General features: G+C 68.6%; 23 protein-coding genes and 1 other RNA gene. 7 read left to right on the top strand and 17 right to left on the bottom strand.

Going from position 1 to position 21,630, the window contains the following annotated elements; translation table 11 throughout:
* Positions 1-75: 75 nt before the first annotated feature.
* Complete coding sequence (gene thiE, locus IB228_RS00405) at positions 76-717, bottom strand: thiamine phosphate synthase (RefSeq protein WP_183644421.1); 642 nt, start codon at positions 715-717, stop codon at positions 76-78.
* A gap of 65 nt (positions 718-782) precedes the next feature.
* Between thiE and IB228_RS00410 the strand changes: the two genes are divergently transcribed.
* Positions 783-974 (top strand): rubredoxin, encoded by a 192-nt coding sequence (locus IB228_RS00410; RefSeq protein WP_141454019.1) that lies wholly within the window; start codon positions 783-785, stop codon positions 972-974.
* 345 nt (positions 975-1,319) lie between these two features.
* Here IB228_RS00410 and IB228_RS00415 read toward each other — a convergent pair whose 3' ends face one another.
* From IB228_RS00415 to IB228_RS00455, 9 genes are all read right to left on the bottom strand, one after another.
* Positions 1,320-2,168, bottom strand: coding sequence for a SirB1 family protein (locus tag IB228_RS00415; RefSeq protein WP_192197266.1), 849 nt, complete (start codon positions 2,166-2,168; stop codon positions 1,320-1,322).
* Positions 2,169-2,206: 38 nt separating this feature from the next.
* Entirely contained in the window at positions 2,207-2,668 is a 462-nt protein-coding gene (locus IB228_RS00420; RefSeq protein ID WP_183644415.1) for a DUF192 domain-containing protein, read from the bottom strand.
* 34 nt (positions 2,669-2,702) lie between these two features.
* Positions 2,703-3,293: a ribose-5-phosphate isomerase RpiA gene (gene rpiA, locus IB228_RS00425; RefSeq protein ID WP_255431403.1), complete on the bottom strand. Its 591-nt coding sequence runs from the start codon at positions 3,291-3,293 to the stop codon at positions 2,703-2,705.
* Positions 3,294-3,361: 68 nt separating this feature from the next.
* On the bottom strand, positions 3,362-3,832 hold the full coding sequence (locus tag IB228_RS00430; RefSeq protein ID WP_183644409.1) for an EVE domain-containing protein: 471 nt from the start codon (positions 3,830-3,832) through the stop codon (positions 3,362-3,364).
* On the bottom strand, positions 3,829-4,431 hold the full coding sequence (locus IB228_RS00435) for a 5-formyltetrahydrofolate cyclo-ligase (protein ID WP_192197267.1): 603 nt from the start codon (positions 4,429-4,431) through the stop codon (positions 3,829-3,831). The genes IB228_RS00430 and IB228_RS00435 overlap by 4 nt, the downstream gene beginning before the upstream one ends.
* Positions 4,432-4,774: 343 nt before the next feature.
* Positions 4,775-4,961, bottom strand: a non-coding RNA gene (gene ssrS / locus IB228_RS00440) — 6S RNA.
* Positions 4,962-5,050: 89 nt separating this feature from the next.
* Entirely contained in the window at positions 5,051-5,350 is a 300-nt protein-coding gene (locus tag IB228_RS00445) for a cell division protein ZapA (protein ID WP_141454013.1), read from the bottom strand.
* Positions 5,347-5,568, bottom strand: a complete 222-nt coding sequence (locus IB228_RS00450; protein ID WP_141454012.1) for a TIGR02449 family protein — start codon at positions 5,566-5,568, stop codon at positions 5,347-5,349. Before IB228_RS00450 ends, IB228_RS00445 begins: the two co-directional genes overlap by 4 nt.
* A gap of 59 nt (positions 5,569-5,627) precedes the next feature.
* Entirely contained in the window at positions 5,628-7,886 is a 2,259-nt protein-coding gene (locus tag IB228_RS00455) for a GGDEF domain-containing phosphodiesterase (RefSeq protein WP_183644399.1), read from the bottom strand.
* 137 nt (positions 7,887-8,023) lie between these two features.
* Here IB228_RS00455 and IB228_RS00460 point away from each other — a divergent pair, with 137 nt between their 5' ends.
* Together IB228_RS00460 and IB228_RS00465 are read left to right on the top strand one after the other, a co-directional pair.
* Positions 8,024-8,575, top strand: a complete 552-nt coding sequence (locus IB228_RS00460; RefSeq protein ID WP_183644395.1) for a UPF0149 family protein — start codon at positions 8,024-8,026, stop codon at positions 8,573-8,575.
* The gene (locus IB228_RS00465; protein ID WP_192197268.1) at positions 8,575-9,897 is read left to right on the top strand and encodes an aminopeptidase P N-terminal domain-containing protein; all 1,323 of its coding nucleotides are present in this window, start codon (positions 8,575-8,577) and stop codon (positions 9,895-9,897) included. The genes IB228_RS00460 and IB228_RS00465 overlap by 1 nt, the downstream gene beginning before the upstream one ends.
* Positions 9,898-10,006: 109 nt before the next feature.
* On the opposite strand, the gene pepQ is transcribed toward IB228_RS00465, so the two are convergent.
* From pepQ to rph, 7 genes are all read right to left on the bottom strand, one after another.
* A complete protein-coding gene (gene pepQ / locus IB228_RS00470) occupies positions 10,007-11,347 on the bottom strand; it encodes a Xaa-Pro dipeptidase (RefSeq protein ID WP_192197269.1) in 1,341 nt (446 codons plus the stop codon).
* Positions 11,348-11,415: 68 nt separating this feature from the next.
* A complete protein-coding gene (locus tag IB228_RS00475; RefSeq protein ID WP_183644385.1) occupies positions 11,416-11,760 on the bottom strand; it encodes a PilZ domain-containing protein in 345 nt (114 codons plus the stop codon).
* Complete coding sequence (locus IB228_RS00480) at positions 11,757-14,168, bottom strand: DUF1631 domain-containing protein (protein ID WP_192197270.1); 2,412 nt, start codon at positions 14,166-14,168, stop codon at positions 11,757-11,759. The genes IB228_RS00475 and IB228_RS00480 overlap by 4 nt, the downstream gene beginning before the upstream one ends.
* A gap of 89 nt (positions 14,169-14,257) precedes the next feature.
* Positions 14,258-15,412 (bottom strand): radical SAM family heme chaperone HemW, encoded by a 1,155-nt coding sequence (gene hemW, locus IB228_RS00485; protein ID WP_192197271.1) that lies wholly within the window; start codon positions 15,410-15,412, stop codon positions 14,258-14,260.
* A gap of 49 nt (positions 15,413-15,461) precedes the next feature.
* Positions 15,462-16,052, bottom strand: a complete 591-nt coding sequence (gene rdgB / locus IB228_RS00490; protein WP_183644376.1) for an RdgB/HAM1 family non-canonical purine NTP pyrophosphatase — start codon at positions 16,050-16,052, stop codon at positions 15,462-15,464.
* Positions 16,053-16,084: 32 nt separating this feature from the next.
* The gene (locus tag IB228_RS00495; RefSeq protein WP_183644373.1) at positions 16,085-16,477 is read right to left on the bottom strand and encodes a VOC family protein; all 393 of its coding nucleotides are present in this window, start codon (positions 16,475-16,477) and stop codon (positions 16,085-16,087) included.
* Between the two features lie 41 nt (positions 16,478-16,518).
* Positions 16,519-17,244, bottom strand: coding sequence for a ribonuclease PH (gene rph / locus IB228_RS00500; protein WP_183644369.1), 726 nt, complete (start codon positions 17,242-17,244; stop codon positions 16,519-16,521).
* Positions 17,245-17,361: 117 nt separating this feature from the next.
* Here rph and IB228_RS00505 point away from each other — a divergent pair, with 117 nt between their 5' ends.
* From IB228_RS00505 to IB228_RS00520, 4 genes are all read left to right on the top strand, one after another.
* Positions 17,362-18,222 carry a YicC/YloC family endoribonuclease gene (locus IB228_RS00505; protein WP_183644366.1) on the top strand — a complete coding sequence of 287 codons (861 nt, stop codon included), beginning with the start codon at positions 17,362-17,364 and terminating at the stop codon, positions 18,220-18,222.
* Positions 18,219-18,839, top strand: coding sequence for a guanylate kinase (gmk, locus tag IB228_RS00510; protein WP_192197272.1), 621 nt, complete (start codon positions 18,219-18,221; stop codon positions 18,837-18,839). Before IB228_RS00505 ends, gmk begins: the two co-directional genes overlap by 4 nt.
* A gap of 123 nt (positions 18,840-18,962) precedes the next feature.
* The gene (gene rpoZ, locus IB228_RS00515; RefSeq protein ID WP_183644360.1) at positions 18,963-19,262 is read left to right on the top strand and encodes a DNA-directed RNA polymerase subunit omega; all 300 of its coding nucleotides are present in this window, start codon (positions 18,963-18,965) and stop codon (positions 19,260-19,262) included.
* A 127-nt stretch (positions 19,263-19,389) separates the two neighbouring features.
* A complete protein-coding gene (locus tag IB228_RS00520; protein ID WP_183644357.1) occupies positions 19,390-21,561 on the top strand; it encodes a bifunctional (p)ppGpp synthetase/guanosine-3',5'-bis(diphosphate) 3'-pyrophosphohydrolase in 2,172 nt (723 codons plus the stop codon).
* The last annotated feature ends 69 nt before the right edge of the window (positions 21,562-21,630 follow it).

The raw sequence follows: 21,630 nt of genomic DNA on the forward strand, positions 1-21,630 counted from the left end.
GAGCGGCCTGGACCGCGAAGGAACGCCGGGGAAAGCTTCATCGCGACGGGCGTCGCTCCCACAGCAGGCCGCCGGTCAGGCGGCGAGGCTTCGCCGGTAGGCGCGCACCGCCCCGATGGGGTCGGTGGCCTCGAACACGCCGCCGATGACCGCCACCAGATCCGCTCCGGCGGCGACCAGGGCAGGTGTATTGTCCGGGGTTATGCCGCCTATCGCCACCCGCGGCACGCCCAGAACGGCGGCGTCGGCCAGCAGCGCGGGCGTGGCCCGGCGCGTGGTGGCCTTGCTGCGGGTGGGGAAGAACGCGCCGAACGCCACGTAGTTGGCGCCCGCGGCGACCGCGCGCCGGGCGCGATCGAGTTCGTCATAGCAGGATGCGCCGACGATGGCCGCCTCGCCCAGCAACGCGCGGGCGGCGGCGATGTCGCCGTCGTCCTCGCCCAGGTGCACGCCGGCCGCGTTCACCGCCAGCGCCAGCGCCGCGTCGTCGTTGATGATCAGCGGCACGCCGGCACGCGCGCACAGCGCCTGCAGCGCGCTCGCCTGCTGGCCGCGCAGCGCCGCGTCGGCGCCCTTGTGCCGGTATTGGAGCCAGGTGACACCTTCGGCGAGCAGCGGTTCCACCCGCGCCAGCAGCCGCGCGGTGTCGGCCTCGTCGGGGGTGATCAGGTACAGGCCGCGCGGCGCGGGGCCGCCGGCGGGCCAGGGGGAATTCATCGGCGAAACTTCCGGTGCGGGAACGGGAGTGGGACAATGGACGGCCCACCGACCCGCATTATCCGATGACCGACGCCACCGCCACCACCTACCGCACCTGGATGTGCGTGGTCTGCGGCTTCCTCTACGACGAGGCGGAGGGGCTGCCGGAGGAGGGCATTGCCCCCGGCACCCGCTGGGAGGACATTCCCGACACCTGGACCTGCCCGGACTGCGGCGTGACCAAGGACGACTTCGAGATGGTCGAGGTGCCGTAGCGCCGGGTTTGCCTGCCCTGGCGCGATGCCGGGAACGGGCGAGTCGGGGACGTGTGTCAACTCCAGGGCAGCGGAGCAAGCTCCGCTCTACATGACGCGCAAAGGAAGATCCTGCTCCGGGAGCCCCCTTTGCAAAAGGGGGGCGGGCGCCTGCGAAGCAGGTGACGGGGGATTGACCAGCCATTCGGCTGTTGAGGAGCGCTTGCTCTTCGCACCCAAAGCCAAATCCCCCTTAGTCCCCCTTTTTCAAAGGGGGAGAAAAGGCAAAAGCTTCGAATTCCGAATCCCGAATCCCGAATCCCGGCTTTCAACGGCCGCACGGCCGGTCATCCCGAATCCCGGCCCTCAATGCATCCTCGCCGGCGGCGTGGCATTCAGTTCCACCAGGCGTTCGCGCAGTTCGACCGCGTCGGTGGCTTCGGGAGCCAGTTGCAGGTAGCGCGCGAGGTCCTGGCGGGCCCCGCCGAGGTGTTCCATCTTCAGGTAGGCCATGCCGCGATCGCGCAGGGCGTCGGCCTGGTCGGGAATCAGCTTGAGCACGCGGTCGGCGCTGCGCGCGGCGCGATCCCATTCGTCGCGTTCGGCGTACACGCCGTGCAGATTGCGCAGCACGCGCACCAGGATGGCGCGATGGCTGGCCGGGTCCAGGATGCGCAGCAGCGCGTTGTCGTCGGGAATGTCGCCGCCCAGGTGCGGTCGGGCCCGCTCGCGCAGTTCGTCGGCGCCGAGCGGGCGGCCGCCGTTGAACGGATCCATCACCAGCAGGCCATCGTCCACCGGCAGGCGGACCAGGAAGTGACCGGGAAATGACACCCCGTCCAGCGGTACGCCGAGCCGGCGCGCGACTTCCATCTGCACCATCGCCAGCGAGATCGGATTGCCCAGGCGGCGTTCGAACACCTGGTTGAGATAGCTGTTGCGCGGGTCGTAGTACTGCTCGTGGTCGCCGCTGTAGCCGAGTTCGTCGAACAGGTGGCGGTTGATCGCGGCCATCTTCAGCGGCCATGCCGCGATGGCGTCGATTTCCGCGCGCAGGTGCGAGACGTGGCCCTGCACCATCGTGTCGTACGCATCCGCGTCGAGATCGGGGTACTCGTCGCGCGCGATCAGCAGCGCGGTTTCCAGCAGCGGCAGCGCCTCGTCGGCGCGGGTCGCCAGGCTGTTCCAATCCGGCAATGTGAGGCGATCCCCCATGACGCCAGACTGCGGCCAATTTCCGCCGCGATCAAGCCCTAGCGGGCGGGCGCGATGTCCTTGCCCAGATGCAGTTCAGCCCCGTCCTGCAGCTTCAGACGCTCGGCTTCGCCCGCATTCAGTTCCAGCACGTAGCGTGCCGGCGCGTTGCTCGGATAGGACGGGCAGGCGTCGCCGGCCGAGCAGGGCGGGGTGTCACGACGCTGGGCAACCAGCTTGCGTTCGTCGTCGAAATACAGGATGTCCAGCGGGATGCGGGTGTTCTTCATCCAGTACGCCTGCGGTTCCTCGCGGTCGTGGATGAACAGCATCCCGGTGCCGTCGGCCAGCACGTCGCGGAACATCAGCCCGCGCGCGCGCTCGGCGTCGTCGTCGGCGATTTCCACCTGGTAGCGCTGGCCGCCGATTTCCACCCAGCGGCCGTCGGCGCTGGCGCATCCGCTCAACGCCAGCGACGCGGCGACGGAAAGCAGGCCGGTGACGAGAATACGGTTGAGCATGCGGAGCCTCCTGCGGCGCGGGCGGAAAAGGGGATTACAGCACCTGCGGCGGCTCGCCGCCGATGATCACCACGTCCGCCGGGCGGCGCGCGAACAGGCCGACGCTGACCACGCCCGGGATCTGGTTGAGTTCGCGTTCCAGGCCGACCGGATCGACGATGGACAGGTTGTGCACGTCCAGGATCCAGTTGCCGTTGTCGGTGGTCACGCCGTCGCGCCAGACCGGCTGGCCGCCGGTCATCGCCAGGATCTCGCGCGCCACCAGGCTGCGCGCCATCGGCACGACCTCGACCGGCAGCGGGAACTTGCCCAGCACCGGCACCTGCTTGATCGGGTCGATGATGCAGACGAACTTGCGGCTGGCCTCGGCGATGATCTTCTCGCGGGTCAGCGCCGCGCCACCGCCCTTGATCAGGCGCTTGTGCGGATCGCACTCGTCGGCGCCATCCACGTACAGGGACAGGGTGCCGGTGGCGTTGAGATCCATGACTTCGATGCCATGCCGGCGCAGGCGCTCGGTGCTCTGCTCGGAACTGGACACCGCGCCGGCGATGCGATCCTTGATCCGCGCCAGCGCATCGATGAAGTAGGCCACGGTGGAACCGGTGCCGACGCCGACGATCATGCCGTCCTCGACGAAATCGATGGCCTTTTCGCCGGCCAGGCGCTTGTGTTCGTTCTGCGACACGACGGTCATTCCATGGAGAGGAGGTGTTTCCACTGCGCGGCGGTGACCGGCAGGACGGACAGGCGGTTGCCGCGGGCGATCAGGGCGAAGCCGTCGCCGAGGGCGTCGGCCTGCTGCTTGATCTCGTCCAGCGGGATGGTGCGCTTGAGCTTGCGTTCGAAGGCGACGTCGACCAGCACCCAGCGCGGTTCCTCGGGCTTGCTCTTGGGGTCGTAGTAGTCGCTCTTCCTGTCGAACTGGGTCGGATCCGGATAGGCCGCGCTGGCCACCTTGGCGACGCCGACGATGCCCGGCACCGGGCAGTTGGAGTGGTAGAACAGCACGCCGTCGCCCACCTGCATGCCGTCGCGCATGAAATTGCGCGCCTGGTAGTTGCGCACGCCGTTCCACGGTTCCACGCCCACCTTCCGCAAGTCGTCGATGGAGAAGGCATCCGGCTCGGACTTCATCAACCAGTAGCGCTTGCGTGCGGTCATGCGGGCATTCCGTGGGGGCTGCGGGACGGGAACAGGGTCTGGCTTTCGGTGCAGATGGCATCCACCTGCACATCCCAGGCAGCGGGCGCCAGGGTGTCGATGCGCTGGGCGGAGAAACCCACTCCGACCAACCAGGGCGGCGGGTTCGAGCGCTGGCGGAAAGCGAAACTGCGATCGTACCAGCCGCCTCCCATGCCCAGCCGGTGGCCCTCGCCATCGAAGCCCACCAACGGCATCAGCACCAGCGCCATTTCGGTCGGATCCAGCGCCGAGGCGGGCTCGACGTCGGGCTCGGGAATGCCGAAGCGGTTGGTGACCAGCGCATCGCCGGGACGCCAGGGCGCGAAGCCCAGGGTATTGTCCGCGCGCAACACCGGCAGGCAGTAGACCAGGCCCGCGGGCAGGCGCAACTGCCAGTTGTGCAGGCCGATTTCACCGTCCATGGCCCAGTAGCCGGCGGCATAGCCGGATGCGGGCAGGAAAGGCAGCGCGCGCAGCCGCTCGGCCAGCGCATCGGCGGCGGCGATGCGTTGCGCGGCGGGAATCGCCCGGCGGCGCTGGCGCAGTTCGCGCCGGAGCGCGTCGCGATCTGAACTCATGAGAGCGGGCGGGACGAATCCATGGCCCGGAATTTTAAGCCAAGCGGCCGGTTCCGGGTCGTTTGCCGGACGGTACCGTCATCGGGGGGGCGGGACATGCCGTCCGCGTGCGGAGCGGATGCCGCCAGGCCGAGACCGCCAGGACCCGTAAACGCGCGAACGGCGGGTGGCGCGGCGCGGGTGCCACGCGGGCATGACAGCACGGGAATGGCAGCAGCGCCGTCAGTCGCGGCCGCGGGAGGACGGTCCGGATACGACGGCTTCGTCGCGAAGCAATCCGGCAGAAGGTGGATGGCAAGACCGGCCGGGTCGCGACTGACGGCGCTGCTGCGCGGGAAAAAATACGTCCTCCGCCATGGCGATGCTCGCGAAACGACCTTGAACCCGGGGTTCAAGTGGGAAGGCTGGATATCCATCGGGCTTCCCGCTGCGAAGGCGGACCTGCACTCCCGGCTACCGTTGCCATCCCGTGGTCGTCATTAAGGGACAAGGCGAATGTTTGCGCGCGCTGTCGTTCACAGCAGAGGACGCGGCGCCAGTATAGCGGCCCGTCGGAAATTGCCTAGTCCGTTCGTCGGCACAATTCAGTCGCGGTTCGCGACACCGCGCGATCACCGCACTAACGCGGTGCGTCGAGTACTTCGTCCAGCCTGCGGTGCAGATCGTCGAGCGCGCGCGAGAATTCGCGATCGCGCGAATGGCGCTCGTCGCGCAATTGTTGCAATTCGTGTGCCAGGTTCAGCGCGGCCAGGACCGCGACCCGGTCCACCGCCGCCATCCGGTTGCTGCCGCGCACTTCGCGCATCTTGCTGTCCAGCAGCTTGGCGGCGGCCATCAGGCTGCTGCGTTCCTCCGGCTCCACGCCGACGGTGTACTCGCGATCGAGGATGTGGATGCTGACCGGCTCGTTGGCGCTCACGTGTGCTGCTCCAGGGACTTCAGGCGGCTGATCATCGCTTCCACCCGCGAGCGGGCCTGTTCGTTCTTGGCCAGCAGTTGCGAACGCTCGCCGACCAGTTGTTCCTGCTGGTGGCGCAGGCTGCGGTTCTCGTCGGCCAGTTGCTGGCAACGATCGGCCAGCGCCTGGATGCGCGCGGAGAGGCGTCGAATCTGTTCCAGCGGGTCGGCGTTGTCCATGGGCGGCACGATAGGGGCGGGGCCGGAGGCCGGTCAAGGGCGTCCGGCGGGCGCCCCGTTCAGGAGACCGCGCGGATGCCCGAACCGGGGTAGTACTCCTGGATGAACTGCAAACACTGTTCCGGTTCCAGCGCCCGCGAAACCCAGTGGCCCTGCACCTCGTCGCAGCCGTGATCGCGCAGGAATTCGAACTGGTCGTAGGTTTCAACGCCCTCGGCGATGACCTTCAGCGCCAGCGAACGGCCCATGGTGATGATGGTGCTGGTGATGGCGGCGTCGTCGCTGTCGTCGGGCAGATCGCCGATGAACTCGCGATCGATCTTCAGGGTGGTCAGCGGCAGCCGCTTCAGGTAGGCCAGCGAGGAATAGCCGGTGCCGAAATCGTCGATGGCCAGGGAAATGCCGAGCCGCCGGCAGGCGCGCAGGGTGTCGGCGTTCTGTTCCGGGTTGGCCATGACCACGCTCTCGGTGAGTTCCAGTTCCAGCCGATCGGCGGGAATGCCGGTCTCGGCCAGGATCCGCGCCAGCACCGCCGGCAGGTCGCCGCGCTGCAACTGCATCGCCGAGATGTTGACCGCCACGGTCAGTTCTTCCAGCCCGCGATCGTGCCAGCTGCGCATGATCCGGCAGGATTCGCGCAGGGCCCATGCGCCAATCTCCAGGATCAGGCCGGACTCCTCCGCCAGCGGGATGAACTGCGCCGGCGACACCATGCCGAACTCCGGGCTGTCCCATCGCATCAGCGCTTCCACCGCGGTGATCCGCTGCGGGGTGATCGCCAGCCGCGGCTGGAACACCAGCGACAGCTCGTTGCGCTCCAGCGCGCGCCGCAGCGCGCTGGCAAGGATGGCGCGATGGCGGGTCTTCTCGTCCATCGATTCCGAATACACCTGGTAGGTGTGCCGGCCCATGGCCTTGGCCTGGTACATCGCGGTGTCGGCGTGCTTGAGCAGTTCGGTCGGCACCTGCGCGTGCTGCGGGTACAGGCTGATGCCGATCGAAGGCGACACCGACATTTCCAGGCGTTCGCCGAAGTTCAGCGGAGTGCGGAAGGCTTCGATGATCTGCTGGGCGATCCGCTCGGCGTCCTGCAGCGAGTCGATGTCCTCCAGCACCACCGTGAACTCGTCGCCGCTCAGGCGCGCGACGGTGTGCTGGGCGCCGACGGTCTGCTGCACACGCGAGGCGGCCGCGCGAAGGATGCGGTCGCCGGTGGCATGGCCGAGCGAATCATTGATGTCCTTGAAGCGGTCCAGATCGATGAACAGCACCGCGACGTGACCCTGCTCGCGCCGCGCTCGGACAATCGCGCGCGACAGCCGCTCGGACAGCAGCGAGCGGTTCGGCAGGCTGGTCAGGGTGTCGTAGTTGGCCAGGTAGCGCAGTTCCTGCTCGGCGCGCTTCTGCTCGGTGATGTCGGTCAGCACCTGCACGTACAGCTGGCGTTCGCCGGACGCGTCGGGCACCACGTTGGTCTCGATCCGGCAGAGGATTTCCTCGCCGTCCTTGCGCACCTTCCACACTTCGCCGGACCAGTGGCCGGTATGCAGCAGCTCGGCGTTCATGCGCTCGAAGAACGTCTCGTCGTGCTGGTCGCTGTCCAGCATCCGCGCCGGCCGGTCGAGCACTTCGTCCTCGTTGTAGCCGGTGATGCGGGTGAAGGCGGGATTGATGGTGATGAAGTGGTGCGCCCAGTCCAGCACCGCCACCGCTTCGTTCATGCTGCGCATCACTTCGCCGGCGATGCGGTGTTCGTACTCGGCGTTGCGGCTGAGCGTGATGTCGCGGGCGGTGCCGGCGATGCGGACCGGGCGTCCTTCCGGATCGCGCTCGACCACGCGACCGCGCGCGCGCACCCAGATCCAGTTGCCGTTCTGGCCCATGTCCATGCGGTGCTCGGACATGAACAACGGCGCCTTGCCCTGCAGGTGCAGGCGCAGGCGTTCCATCACCAGCGGCATGTCGTCGGGATGGATCGGCGGCACTTCGCCATGGCGGGTGAACACGGTGATGTCGGAGGAATGCAGGGCGGTCTCGTCCGCGCGCATCCGGTACAGCTTGCGCTGGACCAGGTCGTAGTCCCAGAAGTGCTCGCCCGAGGCCCACAGCGCCAGCTTCAGGCGTTCGTCGCGGGTGCGGGTGGACTCGGTGCGCAGGGGTTCCGGCGGCGCGCGCCGGGCATCCAGCCACGGTCGCCAGTAGCGGCGGGTGGCGACCAGCGCGACCCCGGCCAGCACCAGCAGCGCCACCGCCAGCAGCGGCAGGCGCGCCGACAGCGGCCAGCTGGGATGCGTCACGGCGGCGAGTGCGCAGAGCATGAAGTCGCTGGGAGCCGTCCGGAGCCTGGAGATGGGCCAGTGTAGGGGCGGGTGAACAGGCACAACAAGCGGCCCGGGGGCAATTCATTGCTACACTTCGGGATCTGTCCGACTCCGTTCGCGGATTGCGTTAGTCCATGTCTCACCAGCCGTCCGATCTCCCTTCCTACGCCGAAATCGGCGAAGCCTCGCGCCGGGAACACCTGGCCGCCGACCCCGCCGAACTCCACGGCGCGCTGTGTGGCTGGCTCGCCGGCGGCGGCGCGGACGTGGCCGACTGGCCCGCGCGCGCGCTGGCGGATCCGCAGTTGCCGACCCCGCAGCCGGAAAGCGCGCTGGATCGCCTGCGCACGGCCAGCGTGGCGCAACTGGAAGATCGCAGCTTCGCCTTCGAACTGCTGCTGCCCGACGAGACCAGCACCGTGGATCGCGCCGACGCGCTGTTCGCGTGGTGCCGGGGCTTCCTGGGCAGCTTCGGTTTGGCCGCGGGCGCCCATCCGCCGTTGTCGGAAGAGGGTGCCGAGGCGCTGCAGGACCTGGCCCGGCTGGCCCAGGCCAGCCCGGAGGGCGGCGACGACCAGGAAGACGAGGATGCGCTGTCCGAGATCGAGGAATACGTGCGCATCGCGGTGCTGCTGCTGCATGGCGATTGCGTGATGGGGCCGCGTCACCGCAAGCGGCTGAACTGATGAAGGCCGAGACCGGCCTGGCCGCGGCCGAGTTCGCCCGCCGTCGCAGGCAGTTGATGCGGATGGCCGGCAACGACGCCATCCTGGTGCTGCCGGCCGCGCCCGAGCGCGTGCGCAGCCATGACACCCATTACCCCTACCGGCAGGATTCGGATTTCTGGTACCTGTGCGGTTTTCCGGAACCGGAAGCGGTGCTGGTGCTTGTGCCCGGCCGCCGCCATGGCGAAACGCTGCTGTTCTGCCGCGAGCGCGATCCGGAGCGCGAGAGCTGGGACGGCCCGCGCGCGGGGCAGGAAGGTGCGGTCGAGCACTACGGGATGGACGATGCCTATCCGATCGAGGATCTGGACGAAATCCTGCCTGGCCTGCTGGAAGGGCGCTCGCGGGTGTATTACCACTTCGGGCGCGACGCCGATTTCGATCTCAAGCTGATTGGCTGGGTCCGCCACGTACGCGCGCAGGTGCGCCAGGGCGCGCAGCCGCCGCACGAATTCCTCGAACTCGGCCACCTGTTGCACGACCTGCGCCTGTTCAAGTCGAAGGAAGAACTCAAGCTGATGCAGCGGGCCGCCGACATCAGCATCGAGGCGCACCGCGCGGCGATGCGCACGGTCCGGCCCGGCATCCACGAATACGAGCTGCAGGCGGACGTGGAGCGGGTGTTCCGCGCCAACGACGCCTGGCCGGCCTACGGCAGCATCGTCGGCGCCGGCGCCAATGCCTGCGTGCTGCACTATCGCGCCAACAACGGCGTCGCCCGGGACGGTGATCTGGTCCTGATCGACGCCGGCGCGGAGTTCCGCGGCTACGCCAGCGACATCACCCGCACCTTCCCGGTCAACGGTCGCTTCAGTCCGGCGCAGCGCGCGCTGCACGACCTGGTCGGGCAGGCCCAGCAGGCCGCGCTGGCGCAGGCGCAGCCGGGAGTGCCCTACGAAGCCGGCCATCTCGCCGCGGTCGAAGTGCTGACCGAGGGCCTGCTGCGGCTGGGCCTGCTGAAGGGATCGCTGGAGCGCAATATCGCCGAGGGCCACTACCGCCGCTTCTACCGGCACAAGACCGGCCACTGGCTGGGCCTGGACGTGCACGACGTCGGCGACTACCGCATCGAAGGCGAATCGCGGCTGCTGGAACCGGGCATGGTCTTCACCATCGAACCGGGTCTGTACGTATCGCAGGACGACACCAGTGTCGCGGAGAAGTGGCGCGGCATCGGCATCCGCACGGAAGACGACGTGGTCATCACCGCCGACGGCCACCGTGTGCTGACCGATGGCCTGGCACGCAGCGCCGAGGAAATCGAAGCGGCGATGGCCGGCTGAAACTCGTCCAGACTTCACCTGTGGTGTGGGAGCGACGTAAGTCGCGAATCCTTACCCGGAGGCAGGAAAAGCATCGCGACTTACGTCGCTCCCACAGGGGGAAAGGTCATCAATCCGCAGCGAAGGCCGGGCGGGTCAGGTTGAGCGGGTCGCCGTCGGTGCACAGGACTTCGTCCTCGATGCGAATGCCGCCGTAGGGACGGAACGCATCCACACGCGCCCAGTCGATGCTGTCGGCGTGGCCGTTCTTCTTCACTTCGTCCAGCAGCATGTCGATGAAGTAGATGCCCGGCTCGATGGTCACCACCATGCCCGGTTCCAGCACCCGGGTCATGCGCAGGTAGGGATGGCCTTCCGGACGCGGGATGCGGCCGCCGCGATCGCTTTCGGCAAAACCGGCCACATCGTGTACCTGCAGGCCGATCGGATGGCCCAGGCCGTGCGGGAAGAACGCGAAGCTGACGCCGCTGGCCAGCGCCGCCTCCGGCGACACCTTCAGCACGCCGAAATCCTTGAGGATGCCCATCAGGCGCAGGTGCGCGTCCAGGTGCAGCTGCTTGTAGTCCACGCCCGCGCGCACCGCCTGGCCCAGCGCGACCTGCACCTGGTCGACCGCGTCGATCAGGGCCTGGAATTCGCCGGCGGAATCGGCTGCGTAGGTGCGGGTGATGTCGCTGGCGTAACCGTGGAAGCTGGCGCCGGCGTCGATGAGGAAGCTGCGCGGGGCGGCGGGCGCCTGGCGATCCAGTTCCATGTAGTGCAGCACCGCGCCATGTTCGTTGAGCGCCACGATGTTGCCGTACGGCAGTTCGGCGGGATCCTGGCCGACCGCGGCGCAGTAGGCCATGTGGATGGTGAATTCGCTCTTGCCCTCGCGGAATGCCGCTTCCGCCGCGCGATGCCCGCGCACCGCCAACCGCTGCGCCTCGCGCATCAGCGCGATTTCGTAAGCGGACTTGTACGAACGCTGGTACTCCAGGTAGTTGACCACCGCTTCCGGATTGTTGGGTTGGTAATCGCCCAGCGCGCTCTGCGGTTCGCCGAGGATGGCGCAGCGTGCCGCCGGGCCGGGCAGCAGCGCCAGCGCGTCGGCGGGCTTGCGGATGATCTGGATGTCGAAATGATCCACCCACCAGCCGGTCGGCGCGGCGGGTACCACGTGCCAGTAGTCGAAGGGCTGGTGGTAGATCACCTTCGGGCGCTGGCCGGGCGTGTACACCAGCCAGCTGTCCGGCACCCGCGTCAGCGGCAGCCAGGCCTTGAACTGCGGGTTGACCGCGTACGGATAGTCGCGATCGTCGAACACCTGGTAGTGCAGGCCGCCACTGGGCACGACCAGGTGATCGAAACCGCCACGCGCCAGCGCTTCCTCCGCGCGCCGCTTCATCAACGCCAGGTGTTCGGCGTACAGCGGGACGAGTTCGGTGGCCTGGGGGGCGGAGGCGTTCATGGCGGCGGCTCTTGCGGGCGAAACCCGCATTTTGCCGCATCCGCGCCCGCCTTTCCCGTGACGTTCGCTCAGGCCGTGCCGGGCGCGTTCACCCACGCGCGCAGGGTTTCCAGCGAAGCCGGTTCGATGGTCAGGAACCGCAGGCCGGCGAAACCCTGTCCGGGCGTGTTGGCCTCGGCCATCCAGAGCACGTGCGCGCCGACATCGATCGGCACTTCGCGACCGCCGCCCAGGCGAAGATGGAAACGCAGCTGGTAGATCGCGTCCTCCACCACCGGCGCGCTGGCGAGCAGCAGCATGCCCGATTCGGACACATTGCCCAGGCGGCCGACCAGCTGGTCGGTGAAGGTATCCATCACCGCGACCGGCTCGGGCACGTTGCGGCGGCGGGCACGGCGGAATTCCTGGATCATGCGCCGTTTCCTCCGATGTCCGCGGCCTTGCCCATTCCGGTGAGGCTGCGCAGCGCGCGCAGCGTGGCGTTCCAGGCGCGATCGATCAACCGGCCCTTGTCTTCGGTCACGACCTGCGCCTGGCCCTGGGCCATCAGCCGGGCCAGGCTGTCCAGCGTGTGCTCGCCGGTGCGCTGGCCGCGCTGGTTGACGAACAGCGCGTGGCCGGTGACCGGGCTGAACCATGACAGCCGCTGGCGCTGCACGTCGCCCTGCTGGTTGAGGGTGAATTCGAACCAGGTGCCGTAGGGCAGCGAGCGGAGCAGGTCGTAGCACTCCTGTTCCCGGGGCGAGCGCGGCTGGATCGGTTCGCGCCGGATCATGTTCTGCTCGCCCAGGCGCGCGCGCGCCTTCAGCTTGGCGGTCAGTTCGGTGCGCGAGGTGCCATCGTCCTCGCCGTCGGCGCTGGACAGGCGGCGGGCGATGGCCTGCGCCTCGTCCTCGTGGTAGCCGACCTGCAACAGCGCCTTCTCGATCCGCGCCGGCAATTGCGAGTCCTTGGGCGCGTCCGCCGGCGCGGTGGTGGCGGCGACGATCTGCAGGGTGGTCTGCAGTTGCTCGGTCCACTCGTCCGAGTTCTCGCCCTGGCGCAACTGGGTCAGGGTCAGCACGTCGGCCCAGGCCTGGTTGACCAGCGCCTGGACGAACCGCGGCGGCTGCTGATCGTTGAAGGCGGTCTCGATGGTTTCGCTCGCGCGCTGCTTGGCGATCTCCAGCCGTTCCTTGCCGCGTGCGGCCTCGATGTGCCGGCGCTCGGCCAGTTCGGCCTTGCGCGCCGCGGCTTCCAGATGCCGCTGCACCTCGGTGTTGGCCTGGGCGAATACCGCTTCGTCGCCCTGGTAGTGCTTGACCACGAAGTCCACCGACTGGTGCAACTGGTGCAGCAGGCGCGGATCCAGATCATCGTCGGTCTGCCAGGTGGCGCCGGATTCGGCCACCGCGTTGAGCAGTTCGCGGGCAGGGTGTTCCGGACGCAGGAAGAATTCGCGATCGCGCAAGGCGACCTGCGCCAGCGGCACCTGCAGGCGGGTCAGCAGATCGCTGGCCGGCGACTCCGGGCGCACCTCGCGCTCGACTTCGTTGTAAAGCAGGCCCAGCAGTTCGAAGGTGTCCGAGTCCGGCGCGGCCAGCGCGGCCTGGGCACCATGCTGTTGGCGCATCCGCGCGACCAGCGCCTGCTGGATGTCCTTCAGGCTCCGCTTGGGCTGGCCCTCGATGCGTGGCGCGGCCGTGCCCTGCAGGGCCTGCAGCGCGGACAGCACTTCCGGGGTCGGCACCAGCTTGCGGGTGCCGTCGGCGGTCGCGGCCGCCGGCATGGCCGGACCGGCGGTGTTTGCCGCCGGCGCGCCGGCGCCGCCGGTTTCCGCTCCGGCGAAGCGGGTGGCGGCCGGCTCGCTGAAGCGCGCGGTCGCCTGTCGCCGGACCGCCAGCAGTTGCTGCAGGAGTTCGAAACTGGGGCCGTCGCCAGCCGCTCCCCGGCCGCCCGGGGCATCCGGAAGCGGCGGCGGGGTGGCGCCGGGCGCGGGCGTGGGGATGGTCCAGGCCGAGGGCGTGGACGGGCCGTGCCAGCCGGTGAGCGGCCTGTTCGCGTCGGCGCGCCCGGCGGCGCGGGCCGCATCGGCGCCGGCGCGCGCGGGCGAGGTCGCATCCACCGCCCGGGTACGCCGGGGCAGGTAGATCAGGCCGGGCAGCACGCCTTCCTGCGACAGGTACTGGTTCAGTGTTTCCGCCCACTCCTGATAGTTGCCCATCACCTTGTGGTCGAAGGTGCGATAGAGGAGCAGGCGCTCCTCCAGATCCAGCTCCAGGGTGCGCGCGGCCAGCTTGAGCATCCGGCACAGGCCCTGCGGTCCGATCGGCAGGCGTTCGTTGTCGAAGGCGGGCGCGCCGCCGAGGGCGCCGAAGCGCTGGCCCAGCAGCAGCAGCGATTGGGACGCACGGACCTCGTGCCGGCGGGCGATGTCGCTGAGGACGATTTCCTCGTCCATCGCGGCGTCTTCCACCAGGGTCAGGGTGCGGAACTCGATGCCGGAGGGTGCCGCCGCGCGGGTGCGCGAGGGCGGCGTGCGGACAGCGGCCAGCTCGGCTTCCAGCGCGAACATGAAGTGCGGGACGAACTCGCCGCGGTTGCGCTGGAACGCGCGCAGGTTGCTGAAGAATTCAGCCTGGCGGTTGTCGCTGCGGGCCTGTTCGGCCTGCTTGAACAAGGCCTGCTCGTACTCCGGCAGCATCGCGTTGAGCGACTGGATGATGTCGCTGGAGATGTGATCGAAGAAGCCGCGGAGAAGCTTGCGCACGCGCGGCGGCAGCGATGCGCCGGCGAGGCTGCCTGCGGCGGCGCTGGGCGGTGGTGGTGGTATCGCGGTCACGGCGTGGTGGATCTCCCCTGAGGCGACAATTATCACAACATTTTGGAATCGTGACCGCCCCGGCGTGGGGGAGGGGTGATGGCGGGTCGTCAATCGGCCAGGAAGGCCGACACCACGTCGTTGGTGAAGCGCCTGCCCAGTTCGGTCGGGATGAACCGGTCCCCTTCGCGCCGCAGCCACCCGGCGGCCACGACCCGCGCCAGCGGCGCTTCCATGGCGGCCAGCGGAAGCCCGGTGCCATGTTCGAAATCGGCCACGCGGAATCCCTCGTGCAGGCGCAACAGGTTCAGCATGTACTCGAACGGACGCTGTTCCGGCGCGATGCGATCGTCGCCGCCCAGCGCCTGCGCGGTCCCGGCCGCGGCCAGGTAGGCGGTGGGATGCTTGACCTTCCAGCGGCGCAGGATCGCCTGCTCAGCGCCCAGGCTGATCTTGCCGTGCGCGCCGGCGCCAATGCCCAGGTAGTCGCCGAAGCGCCAGTAGTTCAGGTTGTGCGCGCACTGCCGGCCTTCGCGGGCATAGGCGCTGATCTCGTAGTGGCCGAACCCGGCTTCGGCCATCAGCGCCTGGCAATGCGCCTGCATCTCCCAGGCGCCATCGTCGTCGGGAATGCCCTGAGGCGGCCGGGCGAAGAAGATGGTGTTCGGTTCCAGGGTGAGCTGGTAGTGGGAGATGTGCGCCGGCTGCAGGGCGAAGGCGCGTTCCAGATCGCGCTCGGCCATCGCCAGGGTCTGGCCGGGCAGGGCGTACATCAGGTCCAGGTTGAAGTTGTCGAAACCCGCGTCCTGGGCCAGCTTCACCGCCGCTTCGGCCTCGTCGCTGTCGTGGATGCGGCCGAGCCGCTGCAGGCAGCCATCATCGAAACTCTGGATGCCGAAGCTGATGCGGTTGACCCCGGCGGCCAGGTAGCGGTCGAAGCGGCCGTGCTCGGCGGTGCCCGGATTGGTTTCCAGGGTGACCTCCAGGCCCGGCGCGAACCGCAGCCGCGCCGCGGCGGCCTGCAGGAAGCGGTCGATGGCCTCCGGCGGGAACAGGCTGGGCGTGCCGCCGCCGAAGAACACCGAATGAACGGTACGGCCCCAGACCAGCGGCAGGTCGAAATCCAGATCCCGGATCAGCGCGTCGACGTAGTCGTCGAACGGCAGCGGTCCCTTGCCCTGGTGCGAGTTGAAGTCGCAGTAGGGGCATTTGCGGACGCACCAGGGCAGGTGCACGTACAACGACAGCGGCGGCGGGATCAGCATGGCCGGCACATTGTCGCATCCCGCCGCCGGCGGGATGCCGGTTTGGCGATCAGGCGCGGGCCAGGCGCTCGCGCAGCGCGGCCAGGGCGCGCCCGCGGTGGCTGATGCGGTTCTTCAGCGCCACTTCCAGTTCCGCCGCCGAGCGGCCCAACTGCGGATCCAGGAACACCGGGTCGTAGCCGTGGCCGCCGGTGCCGCGGCGCTCGTGCAGGATGCGCCCGCGCCATTCGCCTTCGACGATCAGCGGCTGCGGATCGTCGGCATGGTGCAGCAGCACCAGCACGCAGTAGAAATGCGCGTCGCGCTGCGCGTCGGGAACGTCCCTGAGCGCGTCCAGCAGCTTGTCGATGTTGCGGCCGGCGTTGCCGTGCTCGCCGGCATAGCGGGCCGAATACAGGCCGGGCGCGCCATTGAGGGCATCGACGCAGATGCCGGAATCGTCGGCCAGCGCCGGCAAGCCGGTCAGGCGGGAAGCGTGGCGCGCCTTGATCAGCGCGTTCTCGACGAAGGTGGTGGCGGTTTCGTCGGCGTCGGTGACGCCGAGATCGGATTGGGCGATCAGCTCGATGTCGGTATCGGCCAGCAGGTGGCGCAGTTCCTCGAGCTTGCCGGCGTTGGAGGAGGCGAGTACCAGTTTCACGGGTGGGGATCCGTCAGGGGGATTCGGGGGGATCAGGATTTGAGCTGCAGCAGGTCCCAGCGGTTGCCGTAGAGATCGCGGAACACCGCGACCGTGCCATAGCTTTCCTCGCGCGGGGTTTCCAGGAATTCCACGCCTTGCGCCAGCATCCGCGCATGGTCGCGATGGAAGTCATCGGTCTCCAGGAAGAAACCGACCCGTCCACCGGTCTGGTCGCCGATGCGCGCGCGCTGGGCGTCGTTGCCGGCAACGGCCAGCAGCAGGCAGGTTTCCCGCGAGCCGGGCGGAGCGACCCGCACCCAGCGCTTGCCGCCGCCCTGGTCGGTGTCCTCGCGCAGCTCGAAGCCCAGCGCGCCGGTGTAATGGGCGATGGCCCGGTCGTAGTCGTCGACCACGACGGTGATCAGGCTGAGCGTCTGGCGCATCGGATTGAACCGGTGGAGGGAGGGAATGCTTGCGCGGGGCGTCAGCCCGCCAGCGCCGCGCGCTGGGCCGCGAACAGCTCGGCGGTGCCCTTCCCGCCCAGCGCCAGCAGCGCGTCCAGTTCGTCGCGGCGGAAGGCGTGTCCTTCGGCGGTGCCCTGCAACTCGATGAAGCCGCCGCCATCGTTCATGACGATGTTCATGTCGGTGTCGCAGTCGCTGTCCTCGGCGTAATCCAGGTCCAGCACCGGCGCGCCTCGGTAGATGCCCACCGAGACCGCGGCGACCGCGCCGAGCAGCACGTCGCGCTTGATTTCATTGCGCTGGCGCAGCCAGCCGATCGCATCGGCCAGCGCCACGTAGGCGCCGGTGATGGCGGCGGTGCGGGTGCCGCCGTCGGCCTGGATCACGTCGCAGTCCAGGGTGATGGTGCGTTCGCCCAGCGCGGCGCGATCCACGCAGGCGCGCAGGGCGCGGCCGATCAGGCGCTGGATTTCCAGCGTGCGACCGCCCTGCTTGCCGCGCGAGGCTTCGCGATCGCCACGGGTATGGGTGGCGCGCGGCAGCATGCCGTATTCGGCGGTGACCCAGCCCTCGCCCTTGCCGCGCAGGAACGAGGGCACCTTGTTCTCGACGCTGGCGGTGCACAGCACCCGGGTCTCGCCGAAGCGGATCAGCACCGAGCCTTCGGCGTGGCGCGTGTAGCCGCGCTCGATGCGGACCTCGCGCATCTGATCGGGAAGGCGGCCGCTGGGACGAAGGACGGACATGCAGGGAACTCGACTGGAGGAAGGAGCGGATGACCGCGTGGGCCGGATGGCCCGCCGATTCGGCCGACCGGGGCGCGCTAGGGTACCATTCGCGCTTTCGATCCGACCGGGTTTCCCATGATCCGCAGCATGACCGCCTTCGCCGCCGTCGAACGCGCCACTTCCGGTGGCACGCTGACCGGCGAACTGCGCGCGGTCAACCATCGTTTCCTGGAGCTGGGCACGCGCCTGCCCGAGGAACTGCGCGCGCTGGAACCGGCGCTGCGCGAACGCGTGTCCGCGCGGGTGTCGCGCGGCAAGCTGGACTTCACCCTGCGCCTGCGCGCGCCGGAAGGCGAGGGCGCGCTGCAGATCAATCCCGCGCTGGTCGCCCAGCTGTCCGAGCTGGCGCTGGACCTGCATGCGCGGTTCCCGGCCCTGCGCACGGAGTTCACCGATCTGCTGCAGTTCCCCGGCGTGGTGCAGAGCAAGGCGGTGGATCAGGCGATCCTGCAGGCCGAGGCGCTGGCGCTGGTGGACGCGGTGGTCGAGCAGTTCGTCGTCGCCCGCGAACGCGAGGGACAGAAGCTGGTCGCCGCCATCCTGGAGCGCGTCGACGCGATCGCCGCCCGCGCCGCCGATGTGCGCGAACTGTTGCCGATCATCCGCGCCGGCCAGCGGCAGAAGCTGGAAGCGCGGCTGGCCGAGCTGTCCCAGCCCGCCGATCCCGGCCGGCTGGAGCAGGAACTGGTGCTGTGGCTGCAGAAGCTGGACGTGGACGAGGAACTGGACCGGCTGGACAGCCACGTCAAGGAAATCCGCCGCGTCCTCAAGCAGGCCGAGCCGGTCGGCCGCCGGCTGGATTTCCTGTTGCAGGAATTCAACCGCGAGGCCAACACGCTGGGTTCGAAGTCGGTGGACACGCGCACCACCAACCTGGCGGTGGAACTGAAGGTCCTGATCGACCAGATCCGCGAACAAGTGCAGAACATCGAATGAGCCGCCGCGGCACCCTCTACATCGTTGCCGCGCCCTCGGGCGCCGGCAAGAGCAGCATCGTCAACGCCGTGCTGGCGCGGGATCCGGAAATCGCCCTGTCGATTTCCTTCACCTCGCGCGCGCCACGTCCGGGCGAGCGCCACGCCCAGCATTACCACTTCATCAACGCCGACGAGTTCCAGTCGATGATCCACGCCGGCGACTTCTTCGAATACGCGCTGGTCCACGGCGACTGGAAGGGCACCGCCCGGCAGTCGGTGGAACCGCAGCTGTGCGCCGGCAAGGACGTGCTGCTGGAAATCGACTGGCAGGGCGCGCGCCAGGTGCGCGAGAAGGTGCCCGACGCGGTCAGCGTGTTCATCCTGCCGCCTTCGCGCGATGCCCTGGAACAGCGCATGCGCGCACGCGGCCAGGACAGCGAGGAGGTCATCCAGCGCCGGCTGGCGGCGGCACGCGAGGAGATGTCGCACTACGACGAGTTCGACTACGTGATCGTCAACGACGTGTTCGACACCGCCTGCGACCAGATGCATGCCATCTTCACCGCCAGCCGCCTGCGCCGGGAAGCCCAGCAGCAGCGGCACGAGGCGCTGATCGGGGCGCTGCTGGCCGAGTAGGGGCCGCGTGGGCTGCTAACTGACTGATTTGTAAAGAAACGGTTGCCTCGGGCCAGCCGAGGCCGTACAATCGCCGCCCCTTTCCCTATTCATCGCGCGACCCCTGGGTCGCCGGGAGCCCGCATGGCCCGCATCACCGTCGAAGATTGCCTGGAAGTCGTCAACAACCGTTTCGAACTGGTCACGATGGCCGCCAAGCGCGCCCGCCAGCTCGCCAATGGCGTCGAGTCCACCATCGACAACAGCGAAACCGCCGACAAGCCCACCGTGCTGGCGCTGCGTGAAATCGCCGCCCGCAAGATCGACAACGATCTGATCGATCGCGTCGAGAAGGCCGAGCGCGAGCGCGCCGAGCGCGAAGCGCTGGAATGGGCCGCCGCCGAAGTGGTCGCCGACGACGACATGTCCAAGGGCGACGACTGACGCCGGACGCCGCCCGTCACCCGAGGGGCGGCACCGCCAGGTCACACTTGTCGGAAAGGCCCGCGCGAGCGGGCTTTTCGCGTTTTCCGGGTTTGCCGTGCCGCCACGTCTGCACTAGGCTGGCGGCATGAACCCAGGCCGTACCGCCAAGGCGCTCCGCACTCCCGCTTCATCGCGCAACGATGGCGTGCCGGACTATCTCGCCCAATTCGAAAAGACCGCCCGATACCTGCCCAAGGAACAGCTGCCGCTGCTGCGCCGTGCCTGGGAAGTCGGCGCCGCCGCGCATGAAGGCCAGACCCGCAAGTCGGGCGAGCCCTACATCACCCATCCCGTCGCGGTGGCCGGCGTGCTGGCCGAACTGGGCATGGACGCGGAGACCCTGATCGCCGCGATCCTGCACGACACCATCGAGGACACCCCGCTTACCCGCGAGGCCATCGCCGGCGAGTTCGGCGAGTCGGTGGCGGAACTGGTGGACGGCGTCACCAAGCTGGACAAGCTGAAGTTCCGCGACCGCCAGGAGGCTGCGGCCGAGAGTTTCCGCAAGATGCTGCTGGCGATGTCGCGGGATCTGCGCGTCATCATGATCAAGCTGGCCGACCGCCTGCACAACATGCGCACGCTGGGCGCGCAGAGCGCCGAGGCGCGCCAGCGCATCGCCCGCGAGACCCTGGAAATCTACGCGCCCATCGCCCAGCGGCTGGGCATGAACCTGGTCAAGTCGGAGCTGCAGGATCTCGGCTTCCGCGCGCTGCATCCGTGGCGGCACGCGGTGATCGACAAGCACATCCGCAGCCAGCCGGTCATGCGCCGCGAGTCGATGGCGCAGATCGAGGCGCATTTGTCCCAGCGACTTACCAAGGAGGGCATCGAACATCGCCTGGTGAGTCGCATCAAGACCCCGTGGAGCATCTACAACAAGATGCGCGCGGAGGGCAAAAGCTTCGACCAGGTGATGGATGTCTTCGGCTTCCGCGTGGTGGTCGATTCGGTGCCTTCCTGCTACCACGCCCTCGGCGCGGTGCACGCGCAGTACAAGCCGCTGGACGGCCGCTTCCGCGACTTCATCGCCATTCCCAAGGCCAACGGCTACCAGTCGCTGCACACGGTGCTGTTCGGCCCCTACGGTTCGCCGATCGAGGTGCAGATCCGCACCCAGGAGATGGATCTCATCGCCGAGCGCGGCATCGCCGCGCACTGGACCTACAAGTTCGGTACCGATTCGCCCAACAGCGCGCAGAACCGCGCGCACGCCTGGATCAGCGAACTGATCGACAACCAGCGCGCCGCCGGCTCGTCGCTGGAGTTCCTGGAGAACGTCAAGGTCGATCTGTTCCCGGACGAGGTCTACCTGTTCACGCCCAAGGGCAAGATCCTGTCCTTGCCGCGCAACTCCACCGCGCTGGACTTCGCCTACGCGGTGCACACCGATGTCGGCAACCAGGCGGTGGCCTCGCGCGTGGACAAGAAGCTGGTGCCGCTGCGCACCAAGCTGGCCAGCGGCCAGAGCGTGGAGATCATCACCGCCAAGTCCGCCGCGCCCAAGCCGCAGTGGCTGGAGTTCGTGGTCACCAGCAAGGCCCGCACCGCGATCCGCCACCAGCTCAAGCAACTGGAGCACGAGGACGCCGTGCAGCTGGGCCACCGCATGCTGGATCGCGCGCTGGAGGAACTGGACAGTTCGCTGGAGCGGTTGCCGCAACAGCGGCTGGACACCTTCCTGGCCGAGCACCGCTATCCGCGCCTGGAAGCCTTCCTGGCCGACATCGCGCTCGGCAACTGGATGCCGGGACAGGCCGCGCAGGCACTGACCGCGCACGCCGAACTGCGTGCCGGCGCGCACTCGCGCCACTCGCAGGAAAAGATCCTGATCAAGGGCACCGAGCGCGGCGTGGTCAGCTTCGCCAACTGCTGCCAGCCGATTCCCGGCGACGAGATCATGGGTTACCACACCGCCGGCAAGGGCATCGTGGTGCACCGGATGGACTGCCCCAACGTCACCGAATTCCGCAAGTCGCCCGAGCGCTGGGTGCCGATCGCCTGGGACGCCAACGTCACTGGCGACTACGACGCCTCGCTGCTGATCGACGTGGAAAACCGTCCGGGCGTCTTGGCCCAGGTCGCCGCCGCGGTGGCCAAGAGCCAGTCCAACATCGAGCGGGTGGAATATCTGGAGCGCGACATCAACGTGGCGGTGCTGCGCTTCTCCATCCAGGTGCGCGACCGCAACCACCTGGCCGAAGTGATGCGCCGCCTGCGCCGCCTCAACGTCGTCCACGGCGTCCGCCGCCAGTAGAGCGGAGCTCGCTCCGCTGCCTTTCCGGTGCCCGGATTTCGCCCTGTGGGAGCGACGTGAGTCGCGATT

The organism is Pseudoxanthomonas sp. PXM04 (assembly GCF_014851695.1).
Classification (GTDB): Bacteria; Pseudomonadota; Gammaproteobacteria; order Xanthomonadales; family Xanthomonadaceae; genus Pseudoxanthomonas_A; species Pseudoxanthomonas_A beigongshangi.

Coding starts and splice junctions, on each gene's coding strand:
- rpiA (WP_255431403.1), bottom strand. CDS start 3,293: ATGATCGTCGGCGTCGGCACCGGTTCCACCGTGGCCTACTTCATCGAT.
- IB228_RS00415 (WP_192197266.1), bottom strand. CDS start 2,168: ATGGGGGATCGCCTCACATTGCCGGATTGGAACAGCCTGGCGACCCGC.
- IB228_RS00450 (WP_141454012.1), bottom strand. CDS start 5,568: ATGGACAACGCCGACCCGCTGGAACAGATTCGACGCCTCTCCGCGCGC.
- IB228_RS00410 (WP_141454019.1), top strand. CDS start 783: ATGACCGACGCCACCGCCACCACCTACCGCACCTGGATGTGCGTGGTC.
- IB228_RS00495 (WP_183644373.1), bottom strand. CDS start 16,477: ATGCGCCAGACGCTCAGCCTGATCACCGTCGTGGTCGACGACTACGAC.
- gmk (WP_192197272.1), top strand. CDS start 18,219: ATGAGCCGCCGCGGCACCCTCTACATCGTTGCCGCGCCCTCGGGCGCC.
- IB228_RS00435 (WP_192197267.1), bottom strand. CDS start 4,431: ATGAGTTCAGATCGCGACGCGCTCCGGCGCGAACTGCGCCAGCGCCGC.
- thiE (WP_183644421.1), bottom strand. CDS start 717: ATGAATTCCCCCTGGCCCGCCGGCGGCCCCGCGCCGCGCGGCCTGTAC.
- IB228_RS00505 (WP_183644366.1), top strand. CDS start 17,362: ATGATCCGCAGCATGACCGCCTTCGCCGCCGTCGAACGCGCCACTTCC.
- IB228_RS00455 (WP_183644399.1), bottom strand. CDS start 7,886: ATGCTCTGCGCACTCGCCGCCGTGACGCATCCCAGCTGGCCGCTGTCG.
- IB228_RS00465 (WP_192197268.1), top strand. CDS start 8,575: ATGAAGGCCGAGACCGGCCTGGCCGCGGCCGAGTTCGCCCGCCGTCGC.
- pepQ (WP_192197269.1), bottom strand. CDS start 11,347: ATGAACGCCTCCGCCCCCCAGGCCACCGAACTCGTCCCGCTGTACGCC.
- IB228_RS00475 (WP_183644385.1), bottom strand. CDS start 11,760: ATGATCCAGGAATTCCGCCGTGCCCGCCGCCGCAACGTGCCCGAGCCG.
- IB228_RS00430 (WP_183644409.1), bottom strand. CDS start 3,832: ATGACCGCACGCAAGCGCTACTGGTTGATGAAGTCCGAGCCGGATGCC.
- IB228_RS00520 (WP_183644357.1), top strand. CDS start 19,390: ATGAACCCAGGCCGTACCGCCAAGGCGCTCCGCACTCCCGCTTCATCG.
- rpoZ (WP_183644360.1), top strand. CDS start 18,963: ATGGCCCGCATCACCGTCGAAGATTGCCTGGAAGTCGTCAACAACCGT.
- hemW (WP_192197271.1), bottom strand. CDS start 15,412: ATGCTGATCCCGCCGCCGCTGTCGTTGTACGTGCACCTGCCCTGGTGC.
- rph (WP_183644369.1), bottom strand. CDS start 17,244: ATGTCCGTCCTTCGTCCCAGCGGCCGCCTTCCCGATCAGATGCGCGAG.
- IB228_RS00460 (WP_183644395.1), top strand. CDS start 8,024: ATGTCTCACCAGCCGTCCGATCTCCCTTCCTACGCCGAAATCGGCGAA.
- IB228_RS00420 (WP_183644415.1), bottom strand. CDS start 2,668: ATGCTCAACCGTATTCTCGTCACCGGCCTGCTTTCCGTCGCCGCGTCG.